Annotated in this window: 14 protein-coding genes; 5 read left to right on the top strand and 9 right to left on the bottom strand. The window is 58.9% G+C overall.

The window, feature by feature from the left end; all coding sequences use genetic code 11:
• Positions 1 to 76 precede the first annotated feature (76 nt).
• The 4 genes from WDM94_01330 (at position 77) to WDM94_01315 (ending at position 4,841) form a co-directional block, all read left to right on the top strand.
• Entirely contained in the window at positions 77 to 991 is a 915-nt protein-coding gene (locus WDM94_01330; protein MEJ0011271.1) for a hypothetical protein, read from the top strand.
• Between the two features lie 159 nt (positions 992 to 1,150).
• Positions 1,151 to 1,573, top strand: coding sequence for a hypothetical protein (locus tag WDM94_01325; protein ID MEJ0011270.1), 423 nt, complete (start codon positions 1,151 to 1,153; stop codon positions 1,571 to 1,573).
• A 10-nt stretch (positions 1,574 to 1,583) separates the two neighbouring features.
• On the top strand, positions 1,584 to 3,767 hold the full coding sequence (locus WDM94_01320) for an ATP-binding protein (GenBank protein ID MEJ0011269.1): 2,184 nt from the start codon (positions 1,584 to 1,586) through the stop codon (positions 3,765 to 3,767).
• Between the two features lie 102 nt (positions 3,768 to 3,869).
• A complete protein-coding gene (locus WDM94_01315) occupies positions 3,870 to 4,841 on the top strand; it encodes a replication-relaxation family protein (protein MEJ0011268.1) in 972 nt (323 codons plus the stop codon).
• A gap of 136 nt (positions 4,842 to 4,977) precedes the next feature.
• Here the strand turns inward: WDM94_01315 and WDM94_01310 are convergent, their stop codons facing one another.
• The 6 genes from WDM94_01310 to WDM94_01285 form a co-directional block, all read right to left on the bottom strand.
• A complete protein-coding gene (locus WDM94_01310) occupies positions 4,978 to 5,301 on the bottom strand; it encodes a DUF3768 domain-containing protein (protein MEJ0011267.1) in 324 nt (107 codons plus the stop codon).
• Positions 5,298 to 5,465, bottom strand: a complete 168-nt coding sequence (locus WDM94_01305; GenBank protein MEJ0011266.1) for a hypothetical protein — start codon at positions 5,463 to 5,465, stop codon at positions 5,298 to 5,300. The genes WDM94_01310 and WDM94_01305 overlap by 4 nt, the downstream gene beginning before the upstream one ends.
• Before the next feature lie 172 nt (positions 5,466 to 5,637).
• Positions 5,638 to 6,168 (bottom strand): hypothetical protein, encoded by a 531-nt coding sequence (locus WDM94_01300; GenBank protein MEJ0011265.1) that lies wholly within the window; start codon positions 6,166 to 6,168, stop codon positions 5,638 to 5,640.
• Positions 6,146 to 6,493: a helix-turn-helix transcriptional regulator gene (locus tag WDM94_01295; GenBank protein MEJ0011264.1), complete on the bottom strand. Its 348-nt coding sequence runs from the start codon at positions 6,491 to 6,493 to the stop codon at positions 6,146 to 6,148. Before WDM94_01295 ends, WDM94_01300 begins: the two co-directional genes overlap by 23 nt.
• 367 nt (positions 6,494 to 6,860) lie before the next feature.
• Positions 6,861 to 7,688, bottom strand: a complete 828-nt coding sequence (locus tag WDM94_01290) for a hypothetical protein (GenBank protein ID MEJ0011263.1) — start codon at positions 7,686 to 7,688, stop codon at positions 6,861 to 6,863.
• Positions 7,689 to 7,736: 48 nt separating this feature from the next.
• Positions 7,737 to 8,339, bottom strand: a complete 603-nt coding sequence (locus WDM94_01285; GenBank protein MEJ0011262.1) for a hypothetical protein — start codon at positions 8,337 to 8,339, stop codon at positions 7,737 to 7,739.
• Positions 8,340 to 8,570: 231 nt separating this feature from the next.
• On the opposite strand from WDM94_01285, the gene WDM94_01280 reads away from it, so the two are divergent.
• Positions 8,571 to 10,145 carry a recombinase family protein gene (locus WDM94_01280; protein MEJ0011261.1) on the top strand — a complete coding sequence of 525 codons (1,575 nt, stop codon included), beginning with the start codon at positions 8,571 to 8,573 and terminating at the stop codon, positions 10,143 to 10,145.
• A gap of 459 nt (positions 10,146 to 10,604) precedes the next feature.
• On the opposite strand, the gene WDM94_01275 is transcribed toward WDM94_01280, so the two are convergent.
• The 3 genes from WDM94_01275 to WDM94_01265 form a co-directional block, all read right to left on the bottom strand.
• The gene (locus WDM94_01275) at positions 10,605 to 11,255 is read right to left on the bottom strand and encodes a hypothetical protein (protein ID MEJ0011260.1); all 651 of its coding nucleotides are present in this window, start codon (positions 11,253 to 11,255) and stop codon (positions 10,605 to 10,607) included.
• A 5-nt stretch (positions 11,256 to 11,260) separates the two neighbouring features.
• Entirely contained in the window at positions 11,261 to 12,148 is an 888-nt protein-coding gene (locus WDM94_01270; protein ID MEJ0011259.1) for a nucleotidyltransferase, read from the bottom strand.
• A gap of 537 nt (positions 12,149 to 12,685) precedes the next feature.
• Positions 12,686 to 13,234, bottom strand: coding sequence for an ImmA/IrrE family metallo-endopeptidase (locus WDM94_01265; protein MEJ0011258.1), 549 nt, complete (start codon positions 13,232 to 13,234; stop codon positions 12,686 to 12,688).
• Between the last annotated feature and the right edge of the window lie 331 nt (positions 13,235 to 13,565).

Raw genomic sequence — 13,565 nt, 5'->3', positions numbered from 1 at the left:
CCTCCCGCCGTCGGCAAGGCCGGTTGGGACCAATTGACGACCGACCGCTGCGGTACTTCCACTTGAGGAGTTGCCATTGGCCGGCGCATTGCTCAGTGATCAGGCGGATATCAGTCGCGTCGCAAATGACGCGAGTTCGATCGACGTCTATCTATTTAGACGGCTTCGGTACTTAGAAGCGAGGTACCTCGAGAGCGGACGGCCGCAGCTTCTGCTCTGGGCAGCGGAGTCGTTTTACAAGGACTTGCGCCAGATTCCTGCCTGCCGTTCATCGTTCCAATACGCAATGCTACTGGCGTTCATGACGAGGATGCTCGTCAGCCAAGGCGGAAACATACCTGCCTTGGAGCAGGCGGAAACCTACGCGGAAGAAGCAACGGACATTCTCAATAGACACGGGATTGTTTCTCAGGAAGTGATCGCTCTACACGCATCCCTTGCGCTCCATCTGGGTGTGATCCGCAAAGCTTTAGGGAGGTTTGATGACTCAATCTTAGGAATGCGGGCTGCCAGAAAAACACTGTCCGCTGGTCTCGGCGCCGAAGAAGTTGAGTTAGTCATGCTGCGACGGCAAGAAGTTATCATGCAGCAAGAAGTCCTAGGTCACCGAATGCTCATAGAAGAAGCAGGCGCTTATGCTTCGAGCAGGCCAATGGAGTATTTCAGCACAATAAAGAGAGTATTTGAGTTTGCTATGAATAAGCGGATGCACTCTGACGCAAGGCAGATTTTTCCAGTATTCCGGAGTGCCTTCGGCGCAGTGGCACGCAGATTGCCCGCTCTATCCCATGTGTCCTTTGCAAAAAACGTGGGACAGTTCTTGTCAGTTCGCGGAGAAAGCGCGAAGGCAATGCTCATCCTCGATCAAGCAACGTCCCATGCGCGCGCGCTGGGCCTAATCGGCCAAGAGAGACAGTTACAGGTTTTGCGTGACGACGTTATCTCAGGGAAAAAACGCGGCCTGCCGACGTTCAGAGTCGACAAAATGTAATGGGAATCCGCTACCTCTGCGCAGCTAAATGGGCTTGCAAGAATGGTGCGGACGCTCAGCCGAATAGAACGACCTAGCCTCCCTCGCAATCGTCATCGGTGTCTTGACGGCACGAACCCTGCCTTTCAGACTACCATAACGGGAATCGGGGGCCGTTACATGAAGCTTTCGATGAGGCGTTCGCAGCGCGACGCCGGGATGCTGGGCAACAAGGTGGTATTCGCTCTTGAAGCCCAAGTTCAACCGACTGCGGAAGAGCAGGCGCTCATCAAGCGTTACAAGCTCGGCAAACTGACGGTCTACGACAGCGAAGCCGCACGCAAACACCTGGCATCAGCTCAAGATGGCGCACAACAGGGCGGATTTACCGGCCTAGCGAAGGCCGCTCTCAGCGCTGGCATGCGGGCACTATCCCTCCGCTGCACCATCGACAGTCTGGTCGGCGGTCAACGCATCGAATGCCAAGAACTGCCTGAACTCTTAAGCGCAGAAGAAGCGATTATCGAGGCCTGTCAGACGGCGAAGACGTTTCTTACTACCGCGCAGAGCTTCGATGGTAGGGAAAACGTCTGGGAATTTTAGCGGGCGCGCCGTGGCCTCACGTCAGCCTGATCTCTACGGACAGGTTCTCGCAACGTACGCTGTCTTCGCCGGATTTCTTCTTCTCGTCGTCTTCGCAAGTCCCTTTTTCCTGATCGGTGCCGTCGCCGTCTTCGGCTATCGCCTGCATCGCGCCTACCAACATTCTCCCAAGAGACTCGCGCGCGTAGCGCATGAAAAAAGCCTGGTGCTCTATCAGCGCGCGCAGGCGCTGATCCGCGAACGTTCCGTCCCCGACGCCGCCGAATTCAGCGACGACCTCTACCGCGATTTCATTGAAGTGGAGGGCGGGCCGCGGCCGACGCAGAAACTGCAGACGATGTTGCTGGCCCTTGCCGACTATCTGTACGGCGAAGAAGGGCTGACTCTGCAAAGCGTTCCGGAACCGCCTTCAGAGCCGGCACTCCTTGAAGATGCGAGATATCAGGACGCAATTTCGCGCACGATCTCAAAGCTCTCGACCCCTGACGTGCTGCAGCTAGCGCAGACTGCGATCGCAGAGAGCGTGCTGGCCTTTATTCGTCGGCTGCCTCCCATCGCTCTGAGGAACCCGGACGAGGGCTACTACGATGAGCCGGAAATTCAGTTTACCGTCCCGCTTATCGACGCTTGCTCCGATATGGGTGCGACCGTCGATGCTCTCGTTCTTCCGTTCTATGCCGAGCGCCTGAAAAAGACTGGGCTGTTCGCCGAGCTGCGCGAGCAGATCGATCAAAATCTTCGTGTCGAATCCGGCGTAGGTATTGAGCCTGTTGATCCATCCAAGCTGACATTTCCTCCGGATCATCCGGGTACGCCGGCCGAGATCGTCAGCGCCTATCTGCGACACACGCCTTTTCCTGAACTCTTCGACACCCCGCTGCCCTTCAATATCGACGAGGGCGCCCGAATTGAGCATTGGCACCTCATCGCCGGATCGGGCCACGGCAAGACCCAAACCCTGCAGCACATCATCGCGAACGATCTGCGCCGGGAAGTGTCGCCCGCGCTCATCATCGTCGACAGCCAAGGCGACATGCTGAGAAAGCTGGAGCGGCTTGCGCTCTTCCAGGAGACTGACCGGCTCGTCATTGTCGATCCGGAGGACGACTGCTCGCCCGCGCTCAATATGTTCGATGTGAAGACCGCGCGCCTGGAAGGCTACTCCCGCGCGATCCGCGAGCAGGTCGAGGCCACCATCATCGAACTGTTCAACTACGTCTTCGGTGCGCTGGCTAGCGACCTGACAGCCAAGCAGGGCACCGCCTTCGCCTATATCACTAGGCTCATGCTCGCCATTCCAGGAGCAACCATCCATACGTTCCGCGAACTAATGGAAACGAACGACCCTACGCCATTCGCTTCTCACATCGCCAAGCTGGACCCCACGGCCAGAGCGTTTTTCAGCAACCAGTTCTTCAACAAGACGGCGTTCGGCGAGACGCGCCAGCAAATAGCGCGGCGGCTGTACACCGTGCTTCAGGTACCGGCATTCGAGCGGATGTTCGCCGCGCCGACGAACAGGTTCGACATGTTCGCGGCGATGCAGTCACGCAAGGTCGTGCTCATCAACACATCCAAGGCCCTACTCAAGACCGACGCTTCTGCGTTGTTCGGGCGGTACATGATTGCGCTCACTCTGAACGCCGCATTCGAGCGCGTCGCGATTCCAGAGAGCCAGCGCGTGCCGGCGTACCTAGTCGTGGACGAAGCGGCCGAGTACTTTGACATCAACCTAGAACGGCTCCTGGCTCAGGCGCGCAAGTTCAAGCTGGGCGTGCTCTTCGCCCACCAGCATATGGATCAGCTGTCGCCGGCGCTCCGGTCCGCAGTCGCCGCCAACACCTCCATCAAGATGGCGGGTGGCGTGTCCGACCACGATGCGCGTCTGTTAGCGCCGGACATGCGGACGACCGCCAACTTCATAGCCGCTACCCGCAAGCACGACGCCTCGAGCGAGTTCGCGTGCTACATCCGCAATCGCACGACTGCGGCCGTACGGTTATCGGTGCCGTTCGGGACCGTCGAAGGCCTTCCCCGGATGTCAGCGGTCGAGCATCGCGATATCCGCCAGCGCAACCGCGAGCGCTACGGCGTCGAGGCCGCGGCGGCTTCCGAGCCGCCCCCCGAGCCGCCCGAGCAAGCGAGGCAGCGCCGCGATCCGGATGACGTCGACATGCGCGCGACCGAAAACTGAAATTTTTCTTCGCTGGTCATCGATGCGCATCGCCGCACATAGCGAGACAAAGGCCGTCATTCGCGACGTTGCGCCGTCCGGCGAAACGCGTACGTCGATGCCATGGATATTTCACCTGAGAGCTGTCAGCGACGTTCCCGCTTTCGCCGCCAACCGACCGGCAAGAAGCTTTGGACGAGTCCGCGTGACATAGAGATCTTCAGACTGCTCCGGCGCTACCGGTACCTTCCGTCCAACTTCCTCGGCGAGTTTGTCGGCGGCAACCCGATTAGGTTGAAGCAGCGGCTCGGCGACCTGTACCACGAGGGGTATCTGGATCGACCGCCCCAACAGTGGCAGACGCTGAACGCCCGCTACCGTCACGCAACATATGAGCTTGGCCGGCGAGGGCGCGAGGCCCTTGTGGCGGGCGGGTACGCACCAGCGGCGACTCTTCCAGTCAGCGGCATCTTTGCACACGAAGCCATGGTTTGCTCAGTCATCGCTGCGCTTGAGCTCGGTGCGCGGCTAACGCCTGGCACCCAATTCCTGGCGTGGGAGGGCTTGTCGCTCGCTCTGAGACCGGCGGCGCCGTTTACGCTCGAACCCATGCCCATCAATCTTTCGCATCAGGGCCAGGTTCTGGGGTTCCGGCTTCGTCCCGATGGCCAGCCATTCGCGCTGCAGCGCCGGTTGAATGACGGCCGGACACGAACGCTCTATTTTCCGGGAGTGGAGGTGGACCGGCATACCGAACCGCTCACCGTGGCGGACCTTCACCGCACATCGATCCTGCGCAAGATCCTTGGCTACCGGGAGATCGTTGCCACCGGCGCGTACCAGGAGCACTTCGGCTTCTCCAACATGCTTGTGCCCATTGTGACCATCAACGCGGCGCATATGGAGCATATAAAGCAACTCATTCTGGATGTGACGGGTGGGAAGGGTGCCAGTTACCTACTGCTAAAGACGGTGCCGGATTTCCTGCATCCGGATTTGGCATTGCAGCCCGATGCAGCTCTTTTCCGTGAGCCGTGGCAGCGCGCCGGGTATCCGCCGCTCGATCTCGAGCGCGAGTTGCGCGGCACGGCATAAAAAAGCCCGCCGAGATGGCGGGCTTGACGCACCGGTGGGAGATGGCGGCGAGCCGCCATTATGAGCCTCCAGACGTGCCGCGCTGCCGACCCCTCGCTCGCCGGGGTGCTTCCGGCAAGCGCCCAGGACGGCGGCGTCAGTATTCCTCCGCGAGCATGATGGTGAGGACGCGAAGGGTTTTCGTAGGATCCGCGGGATCTTCTGATCCAGCGTCCAGCGACGGCGCGTAGTAGTCGATTTTCCAGAAGAAGCGGCGTTGGCAAAGCTCGAAGGCGCCGAAGTCGTGTTCGGCGTACGGATCGTTGTCCGCATCAAACTCATTGAACGCAGTAACCGCCAGCATCGCAGCAGCCTTGACCATGTCCGGCAGTGCGATAACGCCGGCCGTCATGAACACCTTGCCGCCCGCGAACGTGCGCCTGAACGCATCGTTGAGTTCGCGGACGACGTCGGCGCTCATGGCTGCCTCCCGAGCGCGGTCGCTGCCGCTTCGCGGGTGACGAACGAACCCACGAGCGTATAGTTCGGCTCGTCCTCGGCGCTTTCGTCCGATCGCCACGCGAGGAATGCGCCGTCCTGCTCATCGATACGTTCTGAAAGATCGTCGCTGCGTGCTGGCGACATGTGCCGTGCCCCGCAATCGGGACAGTCATCGTCACACGTCGCTGACCACTCATCACACCACGTCCTGCCGCAGCGGGCGCAGGCGTAGTGGTTTCGAAACCAGGCCATTTGCCGTCTCCATCGGTTGTTGCGGCCAATAGAGGTCGCAACGGGAGCAGCGAGAACGTCGGCATTAGCCGGGCGCTGTCAGCGGAGGTTTCGATAACGCTAGGTGCGCAATCCCTAGAATGATCGCCTGGAACATCCCCATCTTGAACGGCTCGCCGTCCCAAAGGCGTCTTTTCCTCGGCAGTTCGTCGAGCAGCTCGGGGAACATCCTGCAGGCGACACGCGCCATCTCGTAACGCGACTTGGCACCCTGTCCGGCGAACACCTCGTCGATCTCCGCCCGCGTATGCGTCGCGACCGGGAGCTTGTGCATCGTCGCAAGCTCTGCGGTGGCGCGGATCAGTTTTCGGACGCGAGCGGAGCGGCGCTTGTCGTCCCACGCTGGCAGGGCAACGGCCGCCGGCCCACGTGCCAGGAGGGTCTCGATTGCCGCCAGACTACGCCGATTCTTCTCCTCGGGGTCGCGCGTGACATGCATGTCCCGTGTTTCCCAGTCGACAAGAACGTCGAGCCCTTCAAAGAAGGCGTATCCGAAGCCGCGCGAGACTGGCGCGATCGACAGTACCAGGCTGTTACCAGAGGGTGTTTTCTCCATAGGCAATGGTTTCGTCGCCGGTGAGTTCGGCGAGCTTGCGCAAGACAGCGTTCACGCGCTGATCTCGGGGAATCCCTCGAAGAGTCGCCGCGAACGCAGTGGCTCGAGCTGCGATGTCCGCGGCTACTTCATCGAAGGCGTCGGGGAAGAGTTTATCGAGCGCCCGGCCGTAGATCACCTGATAGGCAAAGGCGGTCCGCAAATCTGGCGCATGCAAACCGGCCTCGTGCCGGGAGACCACGGAGGCATCGCCAAGACCGAGGAGAGCAGCGATCTCATTCTGGTTGAGATGCAGTTCCTGTCGCCGCTTCTTCAGTTGGATCAATGGGACGATTTGCATTGAAGGCTGGGTAGGCCTGTCCGGCCTCTTGGCTCCATCTTCTCAAATGGCAAGCGAACACAAAAGACGCAGCAGGATGCAAGGTGTGTGCTTGCAACAATGTAGCCGGTCTGACCACTCCATCTTCCGCAACCATGAGACACGTGGCGTCGTAAAAACATCTGCCTTTGAGTCGCTGCCCGGGATTTGCTGCTGGCGCAAATTTTCGCGGCTGCGGTGACGCTGCGGTTTGTGGGGATTAGGTGGACGTGGTGGACACAAAAGCCACCGGCTCGGGCGCGTCCTGTCCTAGTGAGATGCCCTCCCGACTCTGGCAGGCGTCTACCCGCTCCACCGCCGTCCCCGTAGCGGGTCAGCCTTGGCCTACTGGCAGCCGCGCCGCATCCTCGGCGGTGATGCCGTAACGTTCCCAAAGGTGGCGGAGCTTCCGCCGCTCGCCTAGAGCGATGACATATACGCCATGGCTCTTGTTCGTGACGATCGCTAAGCGGCGGCGGATGACGCTCCCGATCCAGCGAGCCGTAATGACGTGCCCGTACTCCTTGGCAAACACAGCGGCGAATAATCGCGCGATATCGCGGAGGGCGATGCTGCGCTCGGGCTGCCGATCGCAAAGATTGCGCAGCACGAGCAGAATGTCCGCCTCTACCGTGGCACCTCGCTCATCGAGGAGTGCAGCGTGGCTTGTGGTGGCGATCTCCTGCAGAGATTGCAGAGTCTCGCGGTCGTCGACCATGGCCGCGAGCGGCGCCAGGATCTGCAACAGCCGCGGCTCGACCGCGGGCAGTTCGAGATTTGTGATGCGAGTGGGACCGAACTTCGTCGCATTGCGGAAGCGGAACAGCAGAAGCTGGTTGCGCAGTTGTTGAGCTTCCTGCGCCTGTGACGGCGGCAAGCTGATGGGGATATCGTCTCTTAGCGGTCGACCGCCGGATCGTTCGCTGAGGAACCGCGACTCCAGAGCGGGATCGTCATATTGTCCCCGCATGGCGACGACCTTAGGTCCAAATACGTGGAAAGCGCGCGGGCTGAATTCCCGGCCATTCTGGCTTTCCGTGCGCAGAACAGGGAAGCCGCGCGCGTTTCCGTTGTTCAGGATCTTGACGATTTGCGCCTTCTCGTCACTGAAGCGGAAATCGGCTTCGTCGATGAGCAAGGTGCCGCGGAAGGCATCCAGCATGTGGAAGATGGGCGACACAGTAGATGCGCCGCTGGCGAAAATTGGCTTCTAGCAGATGGAGCCAACCACCAGCAGGAAGCGGGTCTTGCCGGTCCCAAATTCGCCGCGCAGACGCAGGTAAGGCAGTTCATTGAAGCTGTCGTGAACCCAGCTGAGCAGCACATAGTGTGCCGCCAGCCGTAGGAATGCCGGCGATAGATCGACATAGCGATCGATGTAGAGTGCGATGGACGCAAGCAAGTCCGCCTTTGTGCCGTACTCCAGTGGCGCTTCCGGAAAGAGCACCACGCGGTTGCGGATAAGGCTGTTGTCCCGAGAGTAAGGGACCAAGCGCTGGCCACCCGCGTCTATTACTTCATGCGCGATACGCCAATCCGCTCCTTTCGACACCGCGAATGCGGTCGAGCCGTCCTGAGCGACGATCAGCTCGACGAGGCCATCGTCCTTGAGCCGCGCGGACACGATTGATAGCGTCGCCGGTCGCGTCGATTGCTTGGCTAGATGCATCACACACCAGCGTATCGCGGTCTCCAATGCGCGGAAGACGGGCAGGCCATCTGAGGTGGATCGAGCCACGCGCCCGAAATTTGTCGCGAGGGCAAACGCGCTGATCGTGCCCGTCTTTGCATGCTTCGGAACAACGGCGACCATGGGAGAGCCACTAGCGGCAGCGAAACCCATGAATGTTTCTAACCCCATCCCCTTTATTCGACGCCTATGCGCCGATCTTTCGGACGAGGAGATCACTGCTGCAGAGCAGAATTTTCGCGACATACTTGCGACGCTTCGGCGAATTGCAAAGGCGCGTCGTGCGGCGCAATCCACAACCCCCGATTCGACTCTTTCCGACGACGATTCTACGATTCAGCCGTAATCGTCAGCATGAAAGTCTTCTACGGATACATTCGGGTTTCGACCCCCAAACAAGGCCTGGGCGTTTCTCTCCAGGAGCAACGTGCCGCGGTAGAAGCGTTTTGTGCACGCCAAGGCGCGCGTATCAGCGAATGGTTTGAAGAGCGCGAAACAGCAGCGCATCGTGGCAGGCCCGTCTTTGGTCGGATGTTGCGATTACTGCGAGCCCGCCGTGCTGACGGTGTCGTGATGCACAAGATCGACCGCAGCGCTCGAAACCTGAAGGACTGGGCTGACCTAGGAGAGCTGATCGACAGCGGAACGGAAATGCACTTTGCGACCGAGAGCCTGGATCTAGGGTCACGCGGTGGTCGCTTGTCGGCAGATATCCAGGCGGTCGTTGCAGCCGATTACATCCGAAATCTCCGTGAGGAGACGCGCAAGGGCTTTTACGGCAGGCTCAAGCAGGGCCTGTATCCGTTGCGCGCCCCCGTCGGATACCTCGATCGCGGGCGTGGGCAGCGTAAAGAGATTGATCCCCGCCTCGGGCCGCTGGTGAAGCGTGCGTTTGAACTTTACGCCACCGGCGAGTTTTCGCTGGAGACTTTGCGGCGACACATGTTCGACGAAGGACTGGTCGGGCACACCGGGAAAATGCTGTCACCCAATGGCATGTCTGGTGTGCTTAACAACCCCTTCTACACCGGCGTGATGCGTATTCGGCGCGACGGTAGTTCGTATCAGGGGCTCTATGAGCCTCTGATTCCTGTCGATCTCTTCGATCAAGTCCGTCAGCTTCTCGCTGGGAAGACCGCGCCGCGCACGCGAACCAACGCGTTCCTCTTCAGACGCCTCATCCATTGCGCAGTGTGCGGCCGTATCCTGACCGGCGAGCTCAAGAAGGGCCGCGTCTACTATCGCTGCCATACGCGAACGTGCGTCGAAGTATGCATTCGCGAGGACGGGATTTGGCGCGCCGTGTCCGACGCATATCGTGGCGCGACAGATTTCAGCGGCGCGGAAATGGCGGAGGTTGAATACGAAATATCACTTCTGCAGAAGGTCGACACAGACGGAGCGGAAGACCGCAAACGCACCGCGCAGCTCCATATCGCTCAGATCGATCAGAAGCTCGACAAGCTTACCGATGCGCTGATCGAGGGCCTCATCGACCGAGGTGCATTTGAACGGCGCAAGGCGAGTTTGTTGTTTGATCAGCGTCGTCTAGCACTTCAAGCCCAAGAAGGTGATCCTTCGGCTGAGGGGATTGCGCGTGAGGTAGCGGATATATTCGAACTGATAAAAACGTTGTCAGAGGCTGTTAAAGCAGCGCCATCGCCGGAAAGTCGCGATCTGGTCTGCAAGACTGTTTCGAACTTTTCGGCATACGGAAAAAGCGTTGTCGTTGAGCTGTGTTCGCCACTTCGCGAGCTCCGACAACGTTCCTCCATATCGTGTTGTGACCCATATCGAGGCGCTATTCGAACTTTTGCGCCTGACGCAAATCCGAAGCTGCTTACAGCTAAGGATGTTGCCACGTTGATATTCGCGTCCGCGAAAGGGGCGGCCAAGGCAGCGAACGACCATGTTCAGCTGGCAGCGTGATCAGGTCACGCCGACCGTGATGCGCTGAACTGCTTCAGGAGCAAAGACGCAGCTTGTGGCGCCCTTGGAATCTCGTGCCGTAGAATACGGCTTCATCCCGTATGGAAAAGGAGCCCGAGAAGGATCACACGCGCTCGCTGTGGGAGAGCGCCTGATGCCGAACGCTTCTCCGGAGGAGATCGCGACTGCGGGCGGCCGAACTCCGAGCATATCCACGACGCCCTCGTCAACTTAGGCGAGAAGGTCTATACTTTGCGTCATGACAAATATCCGCGGCAGGCGTGACGGACCTAACGATCGCAACGAGCACTACGATGTCGGCTCACGAAAGAATGTGCCACGACCGCAAGTCGTCAAAGAGGTCGAGGCTGGGAAGCATCCTGGAGCGCACGTCGTGAAGATCGGGGGTCGCAGATACGTCCGCGACAATCCCGACAGTTCGAAGAAAGATAACGTCAATCAGGAATGACCGCTAGGCGCGGCGCTCAGTCCGAAAATCATTGCACCTTCGTTGAAGCTTGCCACCCGACGCCATTGGCGGTTCGACAATTCAAGCGAACCCTTGGTGCCACGATCGGTCCAATAGTGGCCGGCGAGACTTGTCGGAGGATCGCCGCGTACCTCGAGGATGAGCGCGCCGTAGTGGATCTCGCTGCGCTGTCCCCTCAGCTCCACCTTGGGCGTATTCAGATAGATTCCGTAGAGCTGGAAGACACCGTCGTCTTGGCACACGAGACGATTGGCATAGAGGAAGGAATTGGACTCAGGCGTGAACAGACGCGTTGTCATCTTCGAGAATGTTTGAGTGATGACCATCACGCACTCGATCGGCGGGATGGACTGACCGGTCTGCGGATCCTTCCAATCCGACGCTAGGGTCGCCTTCCACGTGCCGTTTAGGTTTGGCCGTTGCACCAGCCAGCCCTTGAACACGGACAAACTCCAGAGCCATTTGTCGAACACGATGCAAATCGTAGTCAGTACCGCGACCGCGATGGTGAACGGCTTCAGGTAGTCCCAACTCAGAGGGATTCCGAGCACGACGAGCGTGGCAGCCCATACGGCTACCGCGAGTATCAACAAGAGGGTTATGTGGAGGCGAGTGAGCATAGCGTTTAGGTCATCCCCAGGTAGTTCCAAGCCGCCACGACGAAGTCGTTCGCCTGCTGCCTGGTCCACTTCTGGCTCGGCCGGAAGAGGTATTTTAGCTCACTCACCTCACCCCACTCGCTGCAAGTTGCGTCGGTTTGCGTGTTGCCGAAGAGGGAGACCAGTGCGCCTCGCACTGCCGCCCAATATGTCGACTGCTGGAACGTCGCGTCAGGGACATTCCAAAGCAGGCATTCGTTCAAAAAGCCCACGATAGGCGCTGCCTGTGGGGCTTTCGCATCATTCATCTCGTTGCGCAGATTCTTGATGATGCGAATGAGAGCCTTATAGCTCCGTCCAGTTCGATCGTTCTTTGCTACACCATTGGCGTACTGCTGTTCCGGCCAGTTAATTATGCGCGGACCTTTGTCAGGCTGCATTTCGACGCCCGAGATGTAGGTGCCATCCGTAGCGTAGCGCCGATGCTCGAAGAAGGGCGCCACGTCTGCTTCGACATGATAGGTGGTCTCGCGAACGTCAAAAGCCTTGTTCCCACGAGACACAGCCCCGGCGCCGAAGTAGCTGACAAGAGCTTCTCCGACCTCGTCCTTGAATTGCGCATAGTGATAGCTGGCAGGGCTATTACCAAATGTCTCTCGAGTGGTGCCTGATGGGTAGTTGGGGAAGAACGTATCGAAGCACACAACACCGATGTCCACGTCGCTTTCGCCGGGGACGTTCGTTCGGTTTCTATAAGAACCTTGAGAAAACACCTTCACATCGCGGGCCTTTAATTTCGAGCTCGCCTGAATGGCCTTTCGGACCATTGCTTCTGTGTTCTCGCAGCGCTCGGTCTCCGTTTTTCCCGGAGGTTGCGCCCAAGTTGAAAACTTGTTTTCCCAGTTTTGTTGCATGCTATGTCGCCGCCCAACGACTAGCATTATACGCGCAGCAAGAAATCGTGCGAGGCGCTATCTGCTTTCGCGCCTAAATACTTGCGTGACTGGCAACTTTTCGAACCCTCCTTTTAGGGTGCCCTTGTTTGACGAAAAGTTCGAACCGAGTCGTACTTGTCTGAGCGGCGTTTCGCATATCGAGGCGCTATTCGAACTTTTGCGCTCGGAGAAAACCTGGCTCTCCGCCGCTGCGGTTCGCAGCCTGACTTTTGGCGTGGTCTTATGTACACGACGGACTTGTTCGTCAAAGTGTAGCGAGCACACTGGCCACGCTTTTGAGCCGCGCGTTCAGCGACAGATCGAGATCGCGGCTCACAACCTGCCTTCGCGATGAGCAGCGGCAATCGGGGGTAACTCTCGATAGGTCGCTCGCATTTTCTTCGCCACGCGTAAGCGACGGCGAGGCAGCGCGCCTGATTGCCAACCAAAAGCGGGGTGCGACCTGCGCGCGCCATATGGTCACCGCGCCCGACCCGAAAGCGCAAAATTCGCGAGCTATGCTTTCGTTTTTCGAATATCGCTTGTCAGATTGCGCATGCGGTAGTGTAGAGACGTAACACTGACTTTGAATTTTCGGGCCATGTCCTGCAGAGGCTCATCATCGTCGATGTCACCTGAAAGCTTCGCCAGTGCCGCGATCAAATGCCTTTTCGGCATTAGCAACGCTGCCGCAAATTGGTTGGCATCTATTTCGAGTTTCTCCGTCCCTTGGGCCGACAATGAATCTCGCCGCAACACAGGCACTGCGAATCCCTTGTCCACATGAACAGCCGACGTGATTAGCTCCGGATGAAGTCGCAGATGAGCGATCTCGTGCGCGATTGTGAACCGCTGGCGATTTGAATGATGCAGCGAGTTCACCCCAATTATGGGCGTGCCATCGCGTATGAAAATCATTCCTGATAGCTCTTCGTCCAAGGGCGCGTAGCGAAGGCGCGCCCCTAATTGCTTCGCAATACGATCAACGGGAACCGGGACACTGTCGCAATTCACCTCTCGGAGTAAAAGTTCCGCAAGCTCTTCAATCGTCTTGGTGTGCGCCACAGGCATTCTTTCCGAACCTCCTATTTGCGCGTTCGGGTGTGCACGGACGAAATCAGGCGGATCACTTCACTGCGTTGTTTAGGACTGACGTCGCCACCGATTGAAACGGCTTCGGGCAAGTCCCCCTGCGTGGTCGCTGACGGCGGCAGGAGATCGCCTGGGCCAACACCTAGTGCGCTCGCTATCCCGTAGAGTTGGTGCACCAGAACGCGCTGACGCCCCGTTTCGATGCTAGCTAGAGTCGCGCGCGATATTCCCAAGTGCTGAGCAACACTGTCCTGTGAGGCGTCCATCTGTCGTCGGCGCGTTCGGATGTTGCGCCCGATCTCTT

The organism is Bauldia sp., assembly GCA_037200845.1.
Taxonomy (GTDB): domain Bacteria; phylum Pseudomonadota; class Alphaproteobacteria; order Rhizobiales; family Kaistiaceae; genus DASZQY01.
The sequence above is the reverse complement of the archived record's forward strand: the minus strand, read 5'-3'. Positions and strand labels throughout refer to the sequence as shown.

Bases quoted from the DNA above. Each gene is read 5' to 3' on its own strand.
- WDM94_01325 (MEJ0011270.1), top strand. From the start codon at position 1,151: ATGAAGCTTTCGATGAGGCGTTCGCAGCGCGACGCCGGGATGCTGGGC.
- WDM94_01315 (MEJ0011268.1), top strand. From the start codon at position 3,870: ATGGATATTTCACCTGAGAGCTGTCAGCGACGTTCCCGCTTTCGCCGC.
- WDM94_01310 (MEJ0011267.1), bottom strand. From the start codon at position 5,301: ATGAGCGCCGACGTCGTCCGCGAACTCAACGATGCGTTCAGGCGCACG.
- WDM94_01305 (MEJ0011266.1), bottom strand. From the start codon at position 5,465: ATGTCGCCAGCACGCAGCGACGATCTTTCAGAACGTATCGATGAGCAG.
- WDM94_01300 (MEJ0011265.1), bottom strand. From the start codon at position 6,168: ATGGAGAAAACACCCTCTGGTAACAGCCTGGTACTGTCGATCGCGCCA.
- WDM94_01290 (MEJ0011263.1), bottom strand. From the start codon at position 7,688: ATGCTGGATGCCTTCCGCGGCACCTTGCTCATCGACGAAGCCGATTTC.
- WDM94_01285 (MEJ0011262.1), bottom strand. From the start codon at position 8,339: ATGGTCGCCGTTGTTCCGAAGCATGCAAAGACGGGCACGATCAGCGCG.
- WDM94_01280 (MEJ0011261.1), top strand. From the start codon at position 8,571: ATGAAAGTCTTCTACGGATACATTCGGGTTTCGACCCCCAAACAAGGC.
- WDM94_01275 (MEJ0011260.1), bottom strand. From the start codon at position 11,255: ATGCTCACTCGCCTCCACATAACCCTCTTGTTGATACTCGCGGTAGCC.
- WDM94_01270 (MEJ0011259.1), bottom strand. From the start codon at position 12,148: ATGCAACAAAACTGGGAAAACAAGTTTTCAACTTGGGCGCAACCTCCG.